This window comes from Pontibacter diazotrophicus (genome assembly GCF_003367245.1).
Taxonomy (GTDB): domain Bacteria; phylum Bacteroidota; class Bacteroidia; order Cytophagales; family Hymenobacteraceae; genus Pontibacter; species Pontibacter diazotrophicus.
Genome location: NZ_QRGR01000021.1, coordinates 43,754 through 66,498 on the forward strand (window position 1 = coordinate 43,754; position 22,745 = coordinate 66,498).

Annotated in this window: 12 protein-coding genes; 9 read left to right on the forward strand and 3 right to left on the reverse strand. The window is 47.1% G+C overall.

Annotated features, from left to right (window positions below):
- The first annotated feature begins 343 nt into the window (after positions 1 to 343).
- From DXT99_RS18085 to DXT99_RS18125, 9 genes are all read left to right on the forward strand, one after another.
- Positions 344 to 1,033, forward strand: coding sequence for a polysaccharide biosynthesis/export family protein (locus DXT99_RS18085; RefSeq protein WP_246000818.1), 690 nt, complete (start codon positions 344 to 346; stop codon positions 1,031 to 1,033).
- Positions 1,034 to 1,040: 7 nt separating this feature from the next.
- The gene (locus DXT99_RS18090; protein ID WP_115566994.1) at positions 1,041 to 3,413 is read left to right on the forward strand and encodes a GumC family protein; all 2,373 of its coding nucleotides are present in this window, start codon (positions 1,041 to 1,043) and stop codon (positions 3,411 to 3,413) included.
- Between the two features lie 89 nt (positions 3,414 to 3,502).
- Positions 3,503 to 5,029 (forward strand): lipopolysaccharide biosynthesis protein, encoded by a 1,527-nt coding sequence (locus tag DXT99_RS18095; protein ID WP_115566995.1) that lies wholly within the window; start codon positions 3,503 to 3,505, stop codon positions 5,027 to 5,029.
- A 43-nt stretch (positions 5,030 to 5,072) separates the two neighbouring features.
- Positions 5,073 to 6,278 (forward strand): glycosyltransferase family 4 protein, encoded by a 1,206-nt coding sequence (locus DXT99_RS18100; protein ID WP_246000819.1) that lies wholly within the window; start codon positions 5,073 to 5,075, stop codon positions 6,276 to 6,278.
- An 18-nt stretch (positions 6,279 to 6,296) separates the two neighbouring features.
- Entirely contained in the window at positions 6,297 to 7,598 is a 1,302-nt protein-coding gene (locus DXT99_RS18105; RefSeq protein ID WP_115566997.1) for an O-antigen ligase family protein, read from the forward strand.
- A 61-nt stretch (positions 7,599 to 7,659) separates the two neighbouring features.
- On the forward strand, positions 7,660 to 8,595 hold the full coding sequence (locus DXT99_RS18110; RefSeq protein ID WP_115566998.1) for a nucleotide-diphospho-sugar transferase: 936 nt from the start codon (positions 7,660 to 7,662) through the stop codon (positions 8,593 to 8,595).
- Between the two features lie 19 nt (positions 8,596 to 8,614).
- Positions 8,615 to 9,460, forward strand: a complete 846-nt coding sequence (locus DXT99_RS18115) for a glycosyltransferase family 2 protein (RefSeq protein ID WP_115566999.1) — start codon at positions 8,615 to 8,617, stop codon at positions 9,458 to 9,460.
- The gene (locus DXT99_RS18120; protein ID WP_246000820.1) at positions 9,461 to 10,699 is read left to right on the forward strand and encodes a glycosyl hydrolase; all 1,239 of its coding nucleotides are present in this window, start codon (positions 9,461 to 9,463) and stop codon (positions 10,697 to 10,699) included. It begins immediately after the preceding gene.
- 613 nt (positions 10,700 to 11,312) lie between these two features.
- Positions 11,313 to 14,189 (forward strand): PA14 domain-containing protein, encoded by a 2,877-nt coding sequence (locus DXT99_RS18125; RefSeq protein ID WP_115567000.1) that lies wholly within the window; start codon positions 11,313 to 11,315, stop codon positions 14,187 to 14,189.
- 135 nt (positions 14,190 to 14,324) lie between these two features.
- Here DXT99_RS18125 and DXT99_RS18130 read toward each other — a convergent pair whose 3' ends face one another.
- From DXT99_RS18130 to DXT99_RS18140, 3 genes are all read right to left on the reverse strand, one after another.
- The gene (locus DXT99_RS18130) at positions 14,325 to 16,646 is read right to left on the reverse strand and encodes a LamG-like jellyroll fold domain-containing protein (RefSeq protein ID WP_115567001.1); all 2,322 of its coding nucleotides are present in this window, start codon (positions 16,644 to 16,646) and stop codon (positions 14,325 to 14,327) included.
- A gap of 287 nt (positions 16,647 to 16,933) precedes the next feature.
- Positions 16,934 to 17,926: a PorP/SprF family type IX secretion system membrane protein gene (locus DXT99_RS18135; protein WP_115567002.1), complete on the reverse strand. Its 993-nt coding sequence runs from the start codon at positions 17,924 to 17,926 to the stop codon at positions 16,934 to 16,936.
- Positions 17,927 to 17,931: 5 nt separating this feature from the next.
- Positions 17,932 to 22,386, reverse strand: a complete 4,455-nt coding sequence (locus DXT99_RS18140; protein ID WP_181885168.1) for an Ig-like domain-containing protein — start codon at positions 22,384 to 22,386, stop codon at positions 17,932 to 17,934.
- Positions 22,387 to 22,745 lie beyond the last annotated feature (359 nt).

Below are 22,745 nucleotides of genomic sequence, written 5' to 3' on the forward strand. Positions count from 1 at the left end.
TGGCTATAATAAGTATATATGAATTAAGCAATTTATAACACTAAGCACATTGGTTTTTATTAGTGAAGTAAGAACCTTACTAAGAGCATGTTTAATTTTTTTGAAAGCGAAAATAAGTGATTACAGGTTCTGGCAAGGCTCATTTTGAGTGTAATAGCAGCAGTCAGGTTCTGTAAGCGCACATTTGTAGTCCGAAAGATAAATTTTAAACATGCTCTGAAGATGAAAAAATCTTCAGAGTCACGTAAGTCACCCTTAATAAATAAACATGAGAAATTACCTTTGCTTTCTCCTCCTTCTGGCGTTAGCTACATCTTGCATGACTAAAAGAGAGTTAGTTTACATGCAGAGTCAACAATTTAAAGAAAATTCCCCAACGTTAGTACCAACAGTACACAAACTGTACAAGCTGCAGTCCAATGATGTGTTATCTATCAAAGTCCTCAGCCTGCAGCCTGAGATGTCGGAGCTTTTCAACATCACCAATCCAACCAATGCCTTTGGAGTGGCGGACCAGGGTAGTATGTACCTTAGTGGATATTCTGTTGATGAAGAGGGCAATATTGAACTGCCTACCCTTGGCAAACTAAAAGTTTCAGGCCTAACCACTTCTGAAACTCAGGAACTCATTCAGCGTAACCTGAACAAATACATTACAAATTCAACTGTAGTAGTAAAGCTTATCAGCTTTAAAATAAGTGTACTGGGGGAAGTACGTAACCCTGGTTATTTTTATGTATACAATGAGCAGGCTAACCTTTTCGAGGGACTAAGCCTGGCAGGTGACTTGACACAGGGGGCGAACCGTCATAATGTAAAGCTGATCCGTCAGACCCCAGGTGGTTCCGAGGTGGTTCTATTGGACCTTACCGCTGCAGATGTCGTGCAGTCGCCATACTACTACTTAATGCCTAATGATGTAATTTACGTAGAACCAAGACAGACTCAGCTACGGCGCGACAACTTAATAGTACTTAATGCTGTATTTGGTGCGGTTTCTACCGCTGCTTTACTTTTAAACTTCCTGAGATAATCATCAGATGAAAAAAAACAATAAAGATCATGTCATAGATATCAGGAGCTGGCTCTTTAAGTTTCAAACAAGATGGTACGTTTTTGCAGCCTGTGTTCTGGTTTTTCTGGCTATAGCCTATGTCTTCGTACAAAAAACCCAACGTGTCTATAGCTTTAAGTCAACGCTTCTGTTAGGTGATCAGCAAACCGGCTCCAAAAAGGCCCAGGAGCTGCTGGCAATTCTGGATTCACAGAACAAGGGCATTAAGGTAGAAGACGAGATAGGTATTATTCAGTCTGCAGAGATGATAAGGCAGGCTCTAAAGAACCTTGATTATACTGTTTCCTATTATAAGGTAACCGATCACTGGCTTAACAGCATAACCGACCTTGTGGTAGAAGAGCAATACCAGGATGCCCCTTATGAAGTTGATCTTGACACATCAGCTTACCAACTGGTAGATATCCCTATAGTTGTAGAAGTATTACCGGACAACAAGTTTGAAATAACTGCTGAAGCTAAGGATGTAGCGCAGTATGATTTCAGCAACCATACAGTGGTAGATTTCATCCCTAAGGTTGACATTAAACAAGTGCTGGAGTTTGACCAGCCTTACAAGGACAAGTACATGAGCTTTAAGCTGTCAAGGATAATATACATGGATCCCCAGCCTGGAGAAAAGTACTACTTTGTAATCAACAGTATGGACAAACTGGTAGGCCAACAGCAGAAAAACCTTAAAATCAGACCAATTGAGCGGGAATCAAGGGTGCTGGAGCTAACTAGTGAAGGAAGTATTCCGGAAAAAGAAATCCGCTTCCTGAATGCACTGATGCAGGAGTATGTATTCAGGGACCTGGAAGATAAAAACATAACCGGCCGTAAAACACTCGACTTTATTGATAGCCAATTGGCTGTTCTGACAGATTCCCTCAGAAGAAGCAAGCAGGCTGTTTCCAGTTTCCGGTCTACTAATCGCCTGGCTAACATCAACGTGCAGTCTAACCAGAATTATGAAAAGCTGACAAGGCTGGAAAGTGACCGGGCTAAATTAGTCACGGATAAAATATACTTCCAGAATATTCTGGAACAGGTTCAGAATGGAGATGGTATAACGGAGTCTGTTTCTCCTGCTTCTGCCAGCTTACAAAACCCTAACCTGAACAACCTGTTTGCGGACCTGTCAGAGCTTTATAAACAAAAGGCGGGTTACAGGGTGAACTCCACAGAAGACAACCCTCTGCTAAAGGTGCTTGAAGGCAAGATAAACAACACACGTAGTGCTATCATTGCCAATTTAAAAAACATGGTACGGTCTGCTGATGTGTCTATCAATGATGTGAACCAACGTATTACAGGCATTGAATCCACGCTGGCGGCCTTACCCGAGAATGAGCGAAAGTTAATGGACCTGCAAAGCGAGGCCGAATTCGTAGATAAAAAGTATAGCTTTCTGCTCGAAAAACGGGCAGAGGCTGCCATAGCCTTAGCTACTAATGCTACAGACAAGAAAATAGTAGATAAAGCCTCCCTGGCAGGCAATGGCCCTGTAAATGTAAAGCCCAAGCTGATTTACATGCTGGCCTTGCTGATGGGCCTGGCAATACCCGCCGTAGTGATTGCGCTGATGGATAATGTGGACAACACAATACAAGGCAAGAATGACCTTTCTGCTATCACAAGAATCCCCTTTCTCGGCGTAATCGCGCATGGCACAGTAGACGACAAACTGGCCGTAAAAAACAACCCAAGGTCTGCTATAGCAGAATCCTTCAGGTCGATGCGGGTTAACCTGCAGTACCTGCTGGCAGGTGACAATTTAAAAGTGATAGGCGTAACATCGTCTGTATCGGGTGAAGGTAAAACGTTCTGTTCTGTTAACCTTGCTTCAGAACTTGCTTTATCAGGCAAAAAGGTAGTGCTGATAGAGTCGGATATGCGGAAGCCTACTTTCGAAAAATATTTCAATACGAAAAACGACAGTGGACTTTCCTCCTACCTGACAAACGGACTGCCGCTGGAAGGGGTTATTCAGCAAACTGAGGTAGAAAACCTGGATATCATACCATGTGGCCTGATTCCGGATAACGCCATACACCTGCTTGAGCTTCCGAGGATGCAGGAGCTTATAGACTCGCTGAAAGATATGTACGACTATGTCGTGATTGACACACCACCGATAGGCTTTGTTTCTGAGTTCTTTATCCTGATGCGGCACCTTGACACCAGCCTGTATGTAGTAAAGCACAAGTACACCAACAAAGACATGCTGGACCAGGTTAACGAACTGTATGCTGCAAAGAAGCTGAAGAACATATACATGGTCATTAATGACCTGGACTACAACAAAACCTACGAGTACGGCTACAAGCGCAAAGGGCACTATTATTACGCCTAAGCTTGTAAACTGCTAACATACACCGAACAGGGAGCGGCCTTTGGCATAAATGCTGCGCCCTGTTCGCTACCTTTATGAACTTGTAACACATGAGTAATAATTTAGCCTCCAAGGCTGTCAACGGTTTAAAGTGGGGATCAGCATCAACCATTGCCAATGCCGTGATGCAGATCGGCTATACTTCGGCAATGGCCAGATTATTGGCTCCCGAAGCTTTTGGCTTGGTGGCGATTTCCAGTGTGATCCTTCGCTTCGGTAGCTACTTTGCCAACATGGGCCTTACCAAGGCCCTGATCCAGAAGGAGGAACTGGAGCCACAGCATATCAGAGCGGCCTTTACAGCCTCTTTTCTACTGGGCCTGCTTTTTACGGCTGTTACCTGGCTGGCTGCCCCCCTTGCCGCTGATTTTTTCAAAAACCCTGATGTGGCCCCTATTGTGCGGGTGATGGCGCTGTCTTTTTTGGTAAATGGTATGTCTGTTACCTCTCTCAGCCTGCTGGAGCGCGAAATGCGCTTCAAGATTATCAGTGTTATAGAGATAATCTCTTACGTAATCTCCTACCTTGGCGCGGGTATCATACTGGCGTATCTCGGCTTTGGGGTCTGGAGTTTGATTTACGCTACTCTGCTGCAGGCAACGCTGACGGCCATCGGAACCTATGCCACGGTCCGTCATAGTGTGGCGCTTGAGTTTGGCTGGGCACATTACAAGCCGCTGTTCAGTTATGGCAGCCGCATGTCGTTAATCAGCTTTCTGGAGTTCCTGAGCCAGGAGTTTGGCACCATCCTGATTGGCCGTGTGCTTGGCTCCTATAAATTGGGTCTCTATAACCGCGCCTACATGCTCGTGAACCTGCCCATGTATATGCTCACGCGCACTTTCTCAAAGGTTGTCTTCCCCAGCTTCAGCAAAATCCAGAACGACATTCAGAAGCTGGGCAGAATCTACCTCTCCAGTATTACCCTCCTGGCAGCCATTGTTATTCCGGCCTGCCTGGGCATATCGGTGGCGGCGCCGGAGCTGGTGCGCATCCTCTTAGGTGAACAATGGGGAGAGTCGGTGCCGGTGCTGCAGGTGCTGAGCCTGGCCATAGCGCTTAGCTTTATCACCATGTTTGCCGGTATCGTTTGTGATGCCAAGGCCGTACTCAACGTGAAGATCGTGCTCAATATAGTCTTTGTACTCGTAATTGGAGGTTTGTTCTTCCTGCTCCGATCATATGGGCTGGTGGGCTTTGCCTTTGCTGTATTGATAGGTGAACTGGTGCGTGTAGCCTTGTACCAGCGCGTGATGCACCAGGTATTGCAGCTCTCTTACCTGCAGCAGATATCCATTTACCTACCCGGTGTGATAAATGGCGTGCTGGTGGCCCTGGGAATTTACCTGGTAAGCTCGCTGCTGCGAAGTGCCGGTGCGCCGGTAGTGGTCACCTTTACCGCTCAGCTGATAACAGGGGCTGTGCTGTTGCTGGTGCTCACGCTGCTCTTCCCGCATAGGCTGTTGCGCACGGAGCTGCAAATGATGCTCACTAAAATGGGGTTTGGCGGAGACGGCAACAGCCCGTACAGCCGCATCATCCACAAGTATAAATCACAAAATTTAAAGGAGGCTTAGCCACAGTGCCTGGCTTCCCGTTAGAAACAGAAACACATTATAAATGATGACAATAGGAGTTTGTGGGCCCGTGGACCTGAAAATGCTAAACTGGGACCACTCAGAAGCCGATATACCACACGGACATGCTGTTCCGCTAACAACTTATTTTGTTAATGGTTTACTGAAGCGTGGCTATAAGGTAATAGTTTATACTAACTCAACCGAGATAGAGGAGCCTCTTGTGCTGAAAACAGAACAAGTTACCGTTTGTGTGGGCCGTCAGAAGCCACAGCCCGGGCGCAGGTTCTTTCAGTATGAGGTAAAAGAGCTACAGCAGCTTATAAAAGAAAACCCCTGCGACTTTATCAGTGCCTTCTGGTCTTATGAATATGCCTGGGCGGCTTTGCGGAGCGGCATTCCTACAGTGGTCAGCCTGCACGATGTGGCCTTACAGATATTACTGCAACACAAAGACATGTTCCGGCTGGTACGCTGGGCCATCAACTACATCGTGGTAACAAAGGCTAAACACCTGATTGCTAACTCCAGCTACACTTATAACATGCTGGATAGGGGCACCCGCAAGAAAACCCGTATCATCAACAACTTCTTTACCTCGGAGATGGAGGAAATACTACCTCCACCTTCCCGCAAAGGGAACTATATCACCTCGGTGGCCATGGGCTTCTCTCACCGTAAGAATATTGAGACGGCACTGCAGGCCTTCGCTATCGTTCGGAAGCAGCACCCTGAACTGGAGTACCATCTGCTAGGAGCAGACATGGAACCCGGCGGGCTGGCTCAGCAATACGCTCGGCAGCACAACCTGGAAAAAGGCGTTAAGTTTATTGGCTTGCAGCCGTATAACACTGTATTGGAAACAATCGCTAACGCTAAACTACTGTTACATACTGCCCGGGAAGAGTCTTTTGGAATGGTGCTGTTAGAGGCAATGGTAGCAAAAACGCCTGTTATAGGTGGCAACAGCAGCGGATATATTCCTACGCTGCTGGATAACGGCAATGCTGGCCTGCTCTGTAACATCAATTCACCTCAAGCCGTGGCACAGTGTGTACTAAAGCTGGTAGAGGACGAACAACTGGGCCAGCAACTTGTAGAAACAGCATATTCGTTTGCCCATAATAATTACTCGGAGGATGTGGTAATACAGCAGCACTTAGCTTGTTACGCAGACATTCTGGGCAAACCGATTCACGCTATAACGCCTCCTGCAGCCGCAACCAAGCCTCATCCGGTGAAACTGTAAGTTTTAACAAGTTTGTACATGAAGCTGAACTATACCTTTCTGTTTGCTATACCGCTGGCCCTGATCCTGCTCATGGACGATATGTTTATGCAGATAGCTGTACCTAACGATGAAATAGGACAGGGTGCGCTGCTTAACATGCTCATGAAAGGAATGGCAGGGATATCTTTCATGTACTGTGTGCTGTACTTCAAAAGAATGTCGAAGTACATGAAGTTAGCTTTCTTCCTGCTGGTATTGTATGTAGCGGCGCTGGTGTTCGAGTCTAAGTATGTGTATGGTTCTTTTATGATCTATCCGCACGTGTTTGTGAAGGTCCTTATCTTCGCCTACAGCTTCTTCATCTATACGTACTACAAAGGCAACTATCACCTCAAAATGAAGCACGTTGTCTGGTTTATCCTTGGCGGCTTCTGGTTAAATGTACTGCTCATTAACCCCCACACCCTCAGCGTGTCTGCTTTTACAAGCCACGAGCGCGGCGTGTACTCTAATTCCGTATACATGCTGGTGGTGCCCTTTCTGTACTTTCTGAGCAACTACTTTTACAAGGGAAAATTCACAAGCCTTTTCTGGGCATTTTTTGTACTGTTTGCGATCTTCTTCTTCCAGCATCGCACCGTCTGGATTTCTACGGCCTTTGTACTGGTGGTCTACTACTTCCTCGTCCGGTTCAAAACCGATAAGCCCATCAACTTTATAGCCAAACTGCTGCCGGTTGGTACACTGGTTGGCATAATGAGTATAATCGCAAGCGGGTTTATACTTTCAGCGCATCCTGAGATTGTTGATAAGGTGCAGGAAAGTTTTTCAGATATAGAGAACTTCGAGAGCCAGGGCACAGGCGGCTGGCGTTACCAGCAGTGGATGTCGTACCTGCCCTTAATCCAGGAGAACTTCCTGCTGGGCATGCGCTTCGACGGCTTTGAACTTCCGATCCAGTTCTGGCGCGACGATATTGACGCGCCTGTGTTTGAGGATGGCAACGGGCACCACTTCCACAGCTTTTATGTAGAGATCTTCTTCTATACCGGCTTGGTTGGCTTTGCGTTGTACCTGCTCATAGCACTTTACCCGATTCTAAAGGCAATGAGGAAAAAGTCTCTTACCTCTAACCAGATCATACTGGTGTCGTTTGTGAGCAGCGGCTTCATATTCGGGATTTCTTATGTATTACCCGTTTTCTTCTATGGCATGCTGGGCTGGGCCATTGCCGCCATTGAGGAAGAAGACATCTCTCATCAGAGCTACATAAGAGCGTCGGGGCAGCGTATGAAAGCCCGCCGTATAGCGCGGCAACCCGTGCTGCAAACTACTTGAATAACACAACCTCTTCTCTTAAATAGAAGTACAAGTATATATACAAACCCTTATTATTAGTATGAGTGCTCCTATACCCCAAGAACCTTTGCACACCCCGGTGTTGTTCATTATATTCAACCGGGCACGAACGGCCCAAAAGGTCTTTGAACGCATCCGGCAGGTAAAGCCTAAAAAGCTTTATGTAGCTGCCGATGGCCCGCGCCAGCACGTCACAACAGATGCTGAACGCTGTGCCGAAACCCGCCGCATTGTAGAACAAGTGGACTGGGACTGTGAAGTAAAAACACTGTTCCAGGACCAGAACCTTGGCTGCGGCATAGCCCCCTCCCGTTCCATCTCCTGGCTTTTTGAACACGAAGAGACCGGCATCATATTAGAGGATGACTGTATACCCTCTATGAGCTTTTTCTGGTTTTGCCAGGAAATGCTGGAAAGGCATAAGCATGACACCCGCATCATGCACATCAGTGGCAACAACAACCTGGGTGGCTGGCGCCGCGACAATGACTATTCTTACTACTTCTCTGACAAGGTGAATGCCTGGGGCTGGGCCACCTGGCGCCGTGCGTGGCAGCTCTTTGATTTTAATTTAGGTACTTATCCGGAAGTAAAGCAGAAAGGCTACCTGAACGGGATTTTTCTGAACAAGTTTGAGGAAAAGTACCGCCTGGGCCAGTTGGAGAAAACTTTTTCTAACATCCAGAAAGGAGACGTATGGGACTATCAGTGGGAATTTGCAGTATATAGCAACGCAGGCCTTTGCATCGTGCCCGAGGTAAACCTTGTGCGTAATATTGGCTTCGATGAGGATGCCACGCATACCTTTCAGCTACATCATAAGAAAGAGGAGATTCCGGAGAAAGAGATGACGTTTCCGCTACGACACCCCCGCTTTGTGATTCGGGACATTGAGTCGGACAAGCGAAATTTTAATAACCTGATACGAAACAAGATGAGTGCAAAGCTTAAAAGCCTCTTCAGTTTCAGTCTATAACCTAAGTTGAAAAGTGAATATGGAGCCGATACACATTGTGATTCCTGTCTTTAACAGGAAAGAACATACAAAAGCATGTTTAGAGTCGCTTAGGGCACAGACCAACACCAACTATAAAGTAACGATAGTGGATGATGGATCAACGGACGGCACTGGGGAGATGCTTCAGTCGGATTACAAAGAAGTAGAAGTACTGAGGGCAGATGGGTCGTTGTTCTGGACAGCCGGGGTGAACCTGGGATTGCGGCATGCCATGAAAGCTGGCGCTAGCCTGCTCATGACCATGAACAATGACGTGATTGCCGATGAGCACCTGATAGAAAACATGTTCCGCTGGCATCAGAAGTACCCTGCAGCTATGCTGGGAGCATTGGAGATGGATGTACACACCAGGAAACCTATTTTTGGAGGAGAACGGCTAAACTGGTTGCTTAACAGGATAGACCATGTGCTGGATATTCTTCCGGAAGAAGAACAGCACGGGCTACACCCTGTTACTCACTTACCTGGCCGCGGCTTACTGATACCGAAAGCCATCTTCGAAAGAATAGGGCTTCTTGATCAGGACAGGCTCCCGCATTACCTTGCAGATTATGACTTCACTCACTCTGCAAGGCGTGCGGGCTTTCAGCTTTTCGTAAATTACGACGCCAGGTTATATACCTACCCCGATGAAAGCGGAGAGCGGGAGATCAGAAGGGAGAAAAGTCTAAAGAATTACTACAAGCACCTATTCGATATTAAAGGAGGCGGCAACTTACGGGACTTCACCCGATTTACACTTAAAAACTGCCCAACACCTTACGTCCCCTTTCACCTTGCCAATGGATATGTCCGTAGAATATTCGGATACATAATAAAGTAAATGCACTGCTACACGCACTTACATACCACCCCTTACTCTAAATCGCGAAGTAAGGGGTGGTTTTTTCTTTTTCTGCTGGCCGTGGCCCTTGCAGTGGCAGGTTACGCTATTTTGCATGAGCCCACTTACTCCTCGAGGTTAGCCTCTTCAAGCTACGACGGTCCACTGGTTATTACCAGAGGCGGCACCTATAGCGGCAACTGGGAATCGCGGGATTCAGATGTTCCTGCCGTGGATATTCGTACCGCTGAGCCCGTCGTAATCATCAACTCCAGCATACGCGGGGCCGGTGTCCTGATTCAGAGCCTGCTGTATGGCGCAGACATTACGGTGCTTCATACAGAGGGTTATGGGCTCCCTCCCACCCCCTATACCGATTATGAAAAGCCACGCCGCTTCCTGGCGGTAGATGAGTTTAAGAATGTGGTGGTGGAGCATTGCTATATGGAGGAGACAGCCGGCATTTACCTGGGCGTGCAGTACACCGGAAACAGTAGCCCGGAGCAAACCGTGAAAATACAGTACAACAAGGTCCGCGATATCAATGGCCAGATCCACGATGGAAAGTATAGGGTGCAGTTTGTGCAGTTCAACTACAGGGGTGAGCTTCCTTATGCAGAAATAGCGTGGAACGAGGTAATTAACAGGCCGGGGCTGTCTGCTGTAGAAGACAACATTAACATCTACAATTCCCGCGGAACGCCCTCCTCCCCCATCCGCATTCACAACAACTACATACAAGGGGCTTTCCCTTATCCCCTACACCTAAAGACGTATTCCGGAGGAGGCATTATAAGCGACTCCCCCGCTGCCGATTCACTTACAGCCACCGCATATCTGAAGGTATATGAAAACCACCTGGTAGGCCTGGGCAACTACTGCCTGGCCATAGCAGGCGGCAACAATATAGAGATGCATCATAATCGGGCCATAGTAGCCGCTACTTTTGATGATGGGGAGCCATATCATTTCTGGACGAGTGGCATATGGGCCAAGGATTACTATAAGATGCACACCACCTATAACAACAGCATCCATCATAACACGCTGGCTGTGCTTGGCGAAACCCGCACCTGGCGGAACGAGATAGCTGACAGCACGTTTGTTGCCGCCGCAGAGTATGACAACTTTGTGTTACCAGACAGTGTAACCAAGCAGCTGGAGCAACAGGAATACAGGCTATGGCAGGAAAAACTCCGCCGAAACCACATCAAAATTGGTCCGCAACGGGATCGATAAACCAGTACCTCTCCACACTTTGTAGAACCTCTCCCCTCCTTTTTAGCTCATAAAAGCTGCTTTTTTTAGCTATTCCACAATGTGTGGAAATACTCCCCACTTCACAAAGTACAAATACACGTTTTTGAAGTTATTGTTATATCTAAATAACAGGCTATAACAATATTGTTGTACTTTATCGTGTTACAATATTTCACCTCAAATATATTAATCTATTTACATACTGCACACTTACCACAAAATTCATCTAAATTTTGGCAATATTTGCAATATAAATTTTCGAATAATCCACAACAAAGTTAAATCAAATAAATAATCTATTAACAGCATCAATAGCATTATATATGATATTTTTATATTTCTAAAAATTTAACTTTAACAACAATATGCAATTTTATACAGAGATTAAGATTTAATATTAGGAAATGTAAAATTTTCCTTTCTATATTTGTAACGATTAATATATGACTTATTTAACAAGATTTTATCATCTTAAAAATAAGGTTAAAACAATAAAATAGTTCTGAAAAAGGTGCTTCAGTTAAAGGCTTCATCAGGATTTTTAAAATTGCAAAACAAGGAAAAATATAATTTTCAACTTCTAGCCCAAGTAATGCACACAACCATCTCTTCTCTCACCAAAGAAGCATGCCCGAGGGTGTTGATTCTTCTTTTAACTTATGCTCTCTTTGCCTTCCTCCCATCTAATGTTATAGCACAAAGCTATAGTGGCCCTATCGTAATAAAGAAGGGCGGTACCTACAAAGGCAACTGGGAGTCTAAAAATTCGGAAGTTGCAGCCGTGGAAATCCAAACCAGCGAGCCTGTAATTATTGAAAACTCAAACATCAAAGGTGCTGGTTACCTGATCAAGGCCTGGGGTTACTCTGTGAACCTGACCGTTCGCCACACAAACGGTTATGGCCTGACTCCAACACCTTACAAAGACTATAAGAAGCCTCGCCGATTCGTGACAGTGAATAATTTCAAGAACCTGGTAGTGGAGAACTGCTACATGGAAAGTACAGCCGGTATTTATGTGGGTGTACGCTATGAGGGGAATGGTTCTTCATCAGAAACTATAAGAATCCGTTATAACATAGCAAAAAATATTGACGGACGTGTATACGGCGGCGCTCGTGAGCACTCTCAGTTCACACAGTTCAACTTCAGAGGCAGCATAAGTAATGCTGAGATAGCCTGGAACCAGGTAGTCAATGAGCCTGATAAATCCTTAGTTGAAGATAATATCAACCTGTCAAACGCCCGTGGTACCTCAGGCTCTCCTATCAAAATCCATAATAACTATATACAAGGGGCACATCCTTACCCTGCCACTTCAAGCACATTCTCCGGTGGCGGCATCATTGCTGATTCCTGGTACCAGGACGGCATGGGCGATCCGAACGCTATAGCTACTGCATATGTAAAGATTTATAACAACCAGACAGTAAACCTGAGCAACTATAACTATGCTATTGCAGGCGGTAATAACATTGAAATCTATAATAACAGAGCAATAACTTCTGCTCTTTTAAGCGATGGAACGCCTGTAAACACCCATAACATCGGATTTTACGGCTACGACTACTATAAAAAGAAGGTAACTCACAATAACGCTGTACACGATAACTTGATCGGTGTTATGGCAACTGGTGCTCAGAACCTGTACAACCAGAACTACTTTCCGGATGGAACAGTAGGAAACTACAACAACACCTTCATGTCTGGCAAAGTAACTAAACAGCATGAGAAGGATGAGTACACAATGTGGCAGAACAAGCTTAGCAAAAATGGGATAGTACTTGGCCCTAATGGCGCTGCCAGTACTTCTCCAGCTAACCAGGCTCCATCAGTAGCTATTGCTTCACCATCTGCTGACTCTGGATTTGAAGAGGGTAGCGCAATAACGATACAGGCGAATGCAAATGATAATGATGGGTCTATCGCTAAAGTAGAGTTCTATGAGGGATCTACAAAAATTGGAGAGGACACCAGCGCACCATATAGCTTTAACTGGCAAAATGCTGCCCAAGGAGCCTACAGCCTGACTGCTAAGGCGCACGATAACGATGGTGCAACAAACGTATCTGCTGCTGTTCGTGTTTCTGTAGCAGGTAAATCCCAAGAGCCAACTACAACTACTCCAACTCTTACCGAAACCGGGACTACGAGCGGCACAGGCAAAATTACCCGCGAGTACTGGAATAATGTTCACGGAGATAATATAACCGTGATACCAGTGGCAAACACTCCGAAGAGTGTAACAGAACTTACTTCTTTCGAGGCTCCTGCTAACATAGGTGACAATTATGGTCAGCGAATCCGAGGCTACGTAACAGCCCCGGTAAGTGGTCAGTATACCTTCTGGATAGCAGCAGACGATATAGCTGAACTTTACCTGAGCACCGATGAGAGCTCTTCCAGAAAGAAGAAGATTGCCTATGTAAGCAACTGGACCAACTCTCGTGAATGGAACAAGCACAGCGGGCAGCAGTCAGCTAAAATCACCCTGGAGGCTGGAAAACGCTACTATATTGAGGCATTGCACCTGGAGGGTGGCGGCGGCGACAACCTTGCAGTAGGCTGGCAGCTACCGAGCGGCGCCAAGGAGATGCCAATCGCAGGCAACAGGCTCTCAACACCAGGAAGTACTGCTCCAACTACAATCATCACAACTCCGACTGCTGGCGCTACCAGCACAGGTAAGATTACCCGCGAATACTGGTCAAGCGTTGAAGGGAGCGATATAAGCAACGTGCCCGTGACAGACACACCCAATCGGATCACGGAACTGACTTCTTTCGAGGCCCCTGCCAATGAAGGTACCAATTCCGCCCAAAGGATACGAGGCTATGTTACGGCCCCATCAAGCGGACAGTATACTTTCTGGATTGCTGGCGACGACGATGCCGAACTGTGGCTGAGCACGGACGAGAACCCGGACAACAAGAAAAAGATTGCTTCTGTGAACGGCTGGACCAGTTCGCGTCAGTGGGATAAATTCTCATCTCAGAAATCAGCATCCGTTCGACTGGAAGCTGGCAAGCGTTACTACATCGAAGCGCTGCACAAGCAAGGCTGGGGCGGCAGCAATCTGGCAGTGGCATGGCAGCTATCTGGTGGAAAGATGGAGGCTCCAATCGCAGGAAAACATCTATCGCCGATAACTGAGAAACTGGCTTCTACTTCAACAAATGCTATAACCAAAGCAGCAACGTCAGAACCATTTTTCGAAAAAGCTACTGCTTACCCTAACCCGTTCCAGGATATCATCACCCTGAACCTGGGTGGCCAGGAAGTGGCGCTGCAGGAAGTCGTGCTGCTGAACCAGACAGGTAAAGTAGTTTACAGAGCAGAGCGCCTCGAGCTGACAAACAACAGCCTTGAGATAAACCTTTCGGGGGTAAGCTTACCAATTGGCTTATACATCCTGAAGTACACTGATACAGCGGGAAGCAGCAAGAGCATTAAAATAATCAAAAAATAAAGAGTTTAGCATCAAGAAAAAAGGGCCTGCAAATTTGCAGGCCCTTTTTTCTTGATGCTTTTTTGGAAGTAACACAGCTGCCAGCAGCATCCTGAGGCAGACAATGATTTCTGCTACGCAGGCAAAGCTGCAGACTTACCGCACCACCACCAGTTTGCGGCTAATCGTTTGCTTTTTAGTGATCATAGAGAGTTGGTATATACCGGACCTTATATTATCAGGCATTGGCAACACCATCTGAACAACTCCCACGGCATCAGTGGTAACATCCTCCTGAAGGAGCTTCTTACCTGAGAAGTCACTCATCATAAATATCACATTCTCCCCCTTAGGCAAGTTTGTAACCTTTATATTGACATCTCCGCCTGACAAGGGGTTCGGGTATACGAAAAAAGAGGAGGCATTAAATCCCGCTTTTTCTACAATAACAGTAGGTGAATACGTGAACAAGCCATTCTTCTTCATTATCTTCAGCCTATAATGATTCAGGCCATCCATGGGAAATTCATCTACGAAGCGATAGGCCGACTGCTGGTTTGTAGTACCCGTTGCTGTTACTCTCCCTATCTCAATGAAGTCGTCCTCGCCTGTCCCTCGTTCAACAACAAAGTAATCGTTGTTAAACTCTGCCGCTGTTTCCCAATCCAGATTCACCTCATTCACGACAAAGCGGCCTTCGAATGAGATAAGCTCTGTTATGGCATCAGATACCTTTGCGTAGCGCTCCTGAATTTCAGAAGCTGACAGTGCTCTGCCAAACAGCTTTACCTCGTCAAGGTCTCCTTTATAGTAGTAGCCATGGGAGCGGTTAAGGTAGCCAATATTTACTGGCGCCAATGTAGCAAACCCGTTCCGGTAGGTAAAACTTTTCTCTGCCACTTTCTTGCCGTCCACATACAGGCTGTTCAGGCTGCTATTACTGTTTCGAACAGCAACCACCTGGTGCCATGCGCCATCATTTAACTTAGGACCACTACTTCCTATATACCCCCCATCGTAATCACTATTCCGAAGCTGAAACCCTGCATACCCTTTATCGTCGGATCCCAGCCACCAATGCCCGTAAGTGTCTTTGGCATCTCTACCTATAAACACTTTATTATCAGGTGTAGTACCGGTGGTAGACCTCACCCAAAGCTCTATAGTAAAGTTATCAGTAGCATCCCAGTCGAAGTTCATACTTTGACTCACATCTACTTCGTCATCCACTCCATCAAAACTCTGCCCGCTGCCAATTACGCCAAACACAGGGCTTGGCCTGGTGGCCTGCTCACTGTGGGCATCGTAGGGGGTATAAAAGTCTTTATAGGTTAAACCTTGAGATTCGTTCAGCATCCAGTGATGCAGGATGCCGTTTTGCTCGTCCATCCCCTTTTTTACCGTGATCTCGTACTGCTGCTCGTCCTGCCCTGTGCTGTTTTCAGCCTTCACCACTACACTAAATTTGCCTGGCGTGGCTGGCACCCAATCCACAGCACCGGTGGAGGCGTTCACGGCCATGCCGGCGGGGCCAGATACCAGCCTGTAAGCAGGTGCAGGACTCCCGGTGGCTTTTATAGTGTAAGTATATGTCTGCCCTTCAACACCAAAGGTTTTCGGATCTGAGACAATCTGAGGGGCTATTTCTTTAGGACCACAGTAACTGCCGGCTCCGCTGTTGTACTGCTCGTTTATTTCGGTGTATTCGAGGGCCCGGTTATACACCATCAGCTCATCCAGGAGGCCGGTATAGTGATAGCCCTTGTCCAGGTTCAGGTATCCGATATTTACAGGAGCGGCGCTTTCGAACCCTTTTTTGTAGAAATACTCAAAGCCCTCTACCGCAAAACCATCTACGTAGAGTATGTTGAACTTCATATTATTGTCCCGCACCACGGCTATATGGTGCCATTCACCATCATTTACCTTTTTGCCCTCGTGCCTCATGGAAAACCCGTTTCTTTCTTTGTCCCAGAGCTCAAAAACAGCATACCCTTCCGTATCTACCCCAGCCCACCACATCATGCTGGATTCCGTGGCATTCCGCCCAATTACCACCATATTCTGAGACGGCCTAGCTGTGGTCTGTATCCAGAACTCAATGGTAAAGCTACCTTCCAGACCCCAGTTAAAATTATCTATATCGGTGAAGTTGATCTTATTCCCGTTGCCGAAAAGCTGGGCTCCCCCAAAAAGGCTGGCCGCAGTGGAAGGACAGCTTGGACAAAGTGCTTTGTTACCGCTCACGCCATCCACATAACCCCCATCCTGCTGCTCATCGAAACCAAAGTGATGCTGTAGCCCAGGAGGGCAAGTTTCAAAATCGGCCGTTCCGGCAGCTGTTGCCTTTCCGCACATAAGTAAGGCAAAAAAAAGAAAGAAAAGCGGCTTTAAAACGCAGGAACGATCCGAACCGAAAAGAGTGGCCGGATATGGTGTAGATAAAATGGTATGAACGGGGGGGTAAACATTTTTCATGCGCTGCTTCTACTAAAGTTTATATGGGTGACAGACAGCTGAGAAAACACATCCAAGGCATTTATCTGAATGGTATTTCGGGTAGTCCCTGCCTTTCCGACAACAACTTTACCCGCTGAAGAAAGGTGAAGCGAAATATCTATGTAGACTACGATTTTAAACCTTTCTGGTTCAGGGCAAATTGCTAAACCCAATTTCATTTGGCAATATTTCTCTCTTTCTACAGTACCAGCCAGGTAACAGTAAAGGCAAGCAGGCAAACTGAGTGCTCTGTTCCACCCTCCACTTTACCAAACAGAAAGTTGGTTGTTGCGCCTCCCCTTCTGCGGCATTAAGCTGTAACTAAGTGTAATTTCATTTGTTCCTTTGTCTATGCCGCGGGCGCTCTGAACAGGCGACTCGTATGCATAGCCCACATGAAACTGGTTAAAGCGCACACCTGCAGTTAGGTTATAGGCGAGATCATTCCGATAGCCACCGCCTACCCAGAACATATTCTGATAGACCGCCTTTACCTGGCCTTCTACCACAGATCCCCTCGTATTATCAAGAGAGTAAATACTGTTAACAGTGAAGCCCAGGTGATTGCTTATGTTCCTCCGGTAGCCAGCCTGTACTATGTGCCTGAGGGTGTAGGCATCCTCCATAAAATTGTCTCCGGAGGCTAGCATCCTGCCCTGTGTTATATCCTGCAAGGCATATCCCAGGTAATAATTCGGGCTCACCAACGACAGGCCAAGGTTTATGTCCCCTTTACTGCTGCGGTTTTGCCTGCCCAATACATTGTTGTACCGAGGATCATCTTTCTGATCTACCGTCAGGCTGTTGCCGTCCAGGCGCTGCGCCGCGTAAGTCAGCGCTACTCCCCATCTCAGACTCAAAGCCTCTGACAGCCTTACCCCTGAGCCGTAGCTTAAAGCAAACTGCGTTTCTTTCAGTGGCCCGAACTGATCGCTTAGCACTGTAAGCCCTAAAGCATGCTTCGCACTTATACTCTCTAAAGAACCGCCCCTGTCCTCTCTTCGGAAATGATTCCGCCGGTTGTCACGGCCAAACATACTTGTGCCAATCTCGGCTGACACCAGCCCGGTGTTGGGAGCGCCCTCAAAGCCTGTCCATTGGTTGCGGTATATACTTTTTATAACAGACCCATCAGACCCGGTAAGTGACGGGTTGAAGTAATGCTTGTACTGAGAAAAATTTGCGAACTGCTTCCCGCTTTGGGCCTGTAAATCCCACACGAGTGAGACAAGGCAGGTCAAAAGTAAAAGTTTCTTCATTGCTACTATTTTAGAATCGTTACCACTCCTTTTTGCACCAGGTTTATGTCCTTCACCTGTATAATATAGAAGTAGGAGCCTGCCGATATGCTGCCGTTTTCACCTCTTCCGTCCCAGCCTTCTTCCGGGTTACTGGAGTGGAAAAGCCGTACCCCCGCTCTGTTAAACACCTCAACTTCCACCTGATTATAATAATGAAGTTCAGGCACTATCCAGAAGTCGTTGATGCCATCTCCATCAGGAGAGAAGGCATTAACCAGTTTGATCTTGTCCTCGGGCTGGTATAGCGCCTTGGTAAGCGTGAAAGTCTGTTCTATGGCATTACCATAAGGATCTTCGCTTTTGATACGAATAGTGAAAGAGTCCATGCCCGACAGGCCCTGGTTGGTTTTCAGGTGCAGCTGGTGATTGTTATCAAGTTTAAAGAACTGGTTATGTGCATCTCCCTGTCCTGACACCAGGGTATAGGTAAACTCCTCGTCATCGGGGTCTTCGGTAGAGAAATAACCGATTGCCTCTCCCGGGTTAATGTCCGGCTCGAATGTGTGGTTACTTAAGTTGATTGCAGTAGGAACTTGATTGGCTTCTACCTCCACTGTGATCCGGGCCATCAAGTTATTCGTGTTCGACATCTTTTCCTTAAGTTGCAGTTGCCCGGTTAGCACATAGATAGCAGCTACTGTTTCATTATAGCTGCCTTCGTCCCACTTAACTTTGAGGTCTTCTTTATCTCCGTTCGTAAAAGTCACTTCAACTTTGTCAGGCAGGGGCACTTTGTTAAACTTTGTTTTAAAAGGCACTCTGATACCTGGCAAATCACTTACAGCGGCTATATTCTTGGTGAGTTTCTCCACCTGGCTTGTCACGCTTTCTCCTTTGTTCCCCTGTGCATCTATAAGGTGTAGGCGCACGGTTAACAGGCCATCTGCCAGACCAGATAAGTCCAGGTCAGGAATAGTAAAGGAGGAGGAGGACACAATTGCTGTTCCGGTTACTTCGCCACCTCCGTTATCGCTGTTTATACGGTAGGTATAGTTTGCTCCTACCTCAGCACCTGTTACCTCTAAGGATACATGTGTCTGGTTGCTTACGTTTACCTCACTCACAGTAAACCGGATTACGTAACCTCCAGGGGCTGTGGCATCATACAGACGCTCCAGCCTGTTAGAGGCTGTGTTTCCGTTCGAGGCGGCGTCCTGCACCTTGTTTTCAGGCACAGCTGTTACCACCATCCCATCCTGGGCAGGCCTGATGACCGCCGTATACTGCTGATCAGAAATCCGCGTCAGGTTCTCGGCTACTGCGTTTGTGAGTGCGATATCAGACAGCTCAAAGCCACTTACAGCCTCACTAAAATGGAAAACAACCGTAAAAGCTTCGTTTGTCTTTTCTGGTGCAGTTGTGCTTATGCTTACAGCAGGCAAACCTGCATCGTATACCAGCGTGAGTTCATTTGATGCCTCGTTACCGTTTGCTGCTAAGTCCTGTACCGCATTGGCTGCCACACGTGCCGCCACCGCTCCACCCTCGCCGGGCGTGATCAACACAGTATACGTCAGATCATCTACTTTATTCAGCTGAGAGGCAACACCATTTGTTACGCTTAGGTTGTCTTTCCCAAAACCCCTCACCTCTTCGCTAAACCTGATCCTAATAGTAAAGGCAGCGTTTGTTGGATCCGGAGCATCTGAATGCAGCACGACCGCTGGCCGCTGCACATCATATTTTCTGGTGAGAGTAGCAGATGTTTCATTTCCATTCTCCGCCCCGTCGAAGGCCTTGTCTGCTGGCACACGTACACTTACTTCTCCATCTGCTGATGGGGTTATGCTCACTTTATAAAGAGAGGCGTTTACCTTTGTAAAATCACTGGCAGTGCCATTGTCCAGGGTGATGTCTTCCAATTGTAAGCCTGTTACAGCTTCGCTAAAGGTAAAGCTTACAATAAACGGGGCATTTACTGTGGCCGGGGCATCAGAAGCTAATACTACTTTTGGCTGAGTAACATCATACTCAACCTCCAACACATCAGATGCTTCGTTTGTATTACCTGCTATATCCATTACTTTACCAGCTGCAAGGCTCACTCGCACAGCACCATCATTGGTCGGTGTGACTGTAGCAGTATAGGTTGATTTGTCTGATGAGGCCAGGTTACTCAGGGTACCATTCGTCACACTAAAACCATCCGCTGAAATACCATACACCTCTTCGCTGAACATGATGCTTATACTGAATGCTTCTTTTACAGTAGAATTACTGGTGGTTGAAAGACGCACAGTTGGGGCTGTAAGGTCTACCTGCACCACAAAGTCAGCGCTTACGGTTCCTGTGTTTCCGGCAGCATCGGTGGCAGCGGCAGTAAAGCGATAAGCACCTTGTGCAAGAGCCTCATTTGTATAGTTAAACTCCCAGCTACCTGTGCCGGTAACCTTCACTTTACCCACTATGATGCCTTTCTCGAAAAGGGTAAGGTCTGCATTGGCCTCCGCTTCACCAAATAGCTTTAGGGTGTTATCAGACGTTATATAATCATGCGCAAAAGGCCCTCTATCCTCGGTTATTCCGGTGATGGACGGTGCGGCAGGCGCCTGTGTATCAATAGTCCAGCTGTAGGTTGCGGGCGTTGCATCTGTGTTTCCGGCGGCATCTATGGCACGTACAGCTAATATTTGCGGGCCATCTGCAAGCCCCTGTAATGTATAGTGGCTAGCGGCCTCTGTAAAAGCAGCACCGTTCAGGCTTACAAGGAACTTAACCCCGGCTTCATTGCTCTTAAAGTTAAAGGTGGCCTCTCCGCTGCCTGAAGTTGCTGCAGGGCCGGAAGCGATTTCAGTTTCAGGAGCCTGTGTATCTATGGTAAAGGAGGTGGTGGTGCTGTTCGGGCTGCTGTTACCTGCGGCATCCGTGGCTTTGGCAGTAACCCGGTGTCTGCCTTCTGCAAGCGCTGCTGTCGGAATAAGCGACCAGGCTCCGTTGGAGGCAGCAGTAACTGTTCCGATGGCAGTACCGTTTACAGTGATGCTCACCTCGCTTCCAGCTTCGGCTGTACCGGAGATAACAGGTTTGGCAATATTTAAAAAAGCACCGGAAGCTGGACCTGCCACTACCGGGGCATCCGGTGCCTGCGTATCGATTGTCCAGGTAAAGGCAGCTGGCGTGGAATCAGTGTTTCCAGCCTCGTCTTTTGCCCTTACCTGCAAGGTATGGATCCCATCAGCAAGTTCAATGCTATACGGTGTAGAAGCAGCCGAAAACGCCGCACCATCTATACTAACCTCATACCCCGCCCCGCCCTCGTTACTTGAAAAACCAAAGGAGGCCACACTGTTGTTTGAAATTTCGAGTGGCTTGGCTGCAATGGATGTCTCAGGAGCCTGCGTGTCAGGAGCTGTTTCTGCCTGCATCTCCAACAGCTGCTGTAATACGCCAAACCACACCGGGGCCATTTTATCATAGCCTTCCTGCGCCGGGTGCAGGTAGTCTGCCATATCACCTCCATGGAACGTATACCTGTAATCGATACCGGCACCATCCTGCATGTCCACTAGTTCAAGCCTGTCGCCTGCGGCAATGCGCTCTTTCACATAGCCATCTAACATGCTGTTGTATTTCAGGGTGTTTTCTGTTTCTGTTGGGGTATTGCACTGTCTGTTCCCATCTGCATCGGTATAGCAGACGCGCCTGATTATCTTTGCCACAATAACGGTCACTTCTTTCCCTGCACGCGCTTCATACAAATCTACCTGGTCCAGTAAATTCTTCACATCGTTCATGGCGCTTTCACTGCCATCTACCCAGTTCGTGCCAATGTGCAGCAGGATAATATCCGGGCTATACTTGTCTAAATAAGGACCTCCGCCAGGCCCCCGCATAACACCAGTATTGTAAAAGTCAAACTCACCATCAGCCAAAAGCCGGACGATATCTTCATCTCTGGCCCCGCCAAAACCAGCATGGTCTATGTCCAGCTCAAAGCCGTTATTTAATCGGAATGCTTCAGCGTGAGCACCGCCCATGCGCTGGCTACCGACAAAATCAACGGCATAGCCTTCTGACCTCCCATCTAATACCAGTTGCCTGTACAGTTCCTTTCTGTACCCTATCCTTTCCACCTCAGGCAGTGCGCCACCGTCACCCTCTGTGTTGGAGTCGCCCAGGGGCATTATTATATAGGTGTAGCCCTGCTCGTGCGTGGTGGCACTCACCACCTGGCTATAAGCTGATTCCTCACCGTCAGCGACGGCTTTCATTCTGTAGTATACTTTTTGGCTATAGTACAGGCCAGTGTTCCGGAAGCTGTGGTCTGAAGCAGAAAAGGATTCCAGTTCTTTAAAACTTCCTGCCTCCCCTGTATTCGACTTCTCGAGAACATACCCCGTCGCATTCGCTACAGGCGACCAACTGATGGTAATGGCGCCAGCCAAAGACTGTTTGGCCTGTACCTGTGGAGCTGCCAAAGCATATGGATTGGATGCAAATATAGCCTTAGGAATAAGGGGAGCAGCTGCTGCATTTGTCATCAAAGCAAGGAAGAAAACAAAAAACAACCTGCTCGTTCGGATCTTCGGGGACATAGGGCAAAGTATATCTTATCTTTTAATATACCAATATATAACGATTAACCTATATATAGGTTACAAAAACTTACATAATTTTCACAATTACTTAAACATAACAAACACATCAGAATAGTTTTTTATGCTCTGCCTCCAACATCTGCGTTATAACACCGTAAAAGACATGACCCTGAAACTGCTCTGAATGAGCCCTTATGAAGATTTTTCAAGTATTAAAAAAAATATATACTTAAACAGGC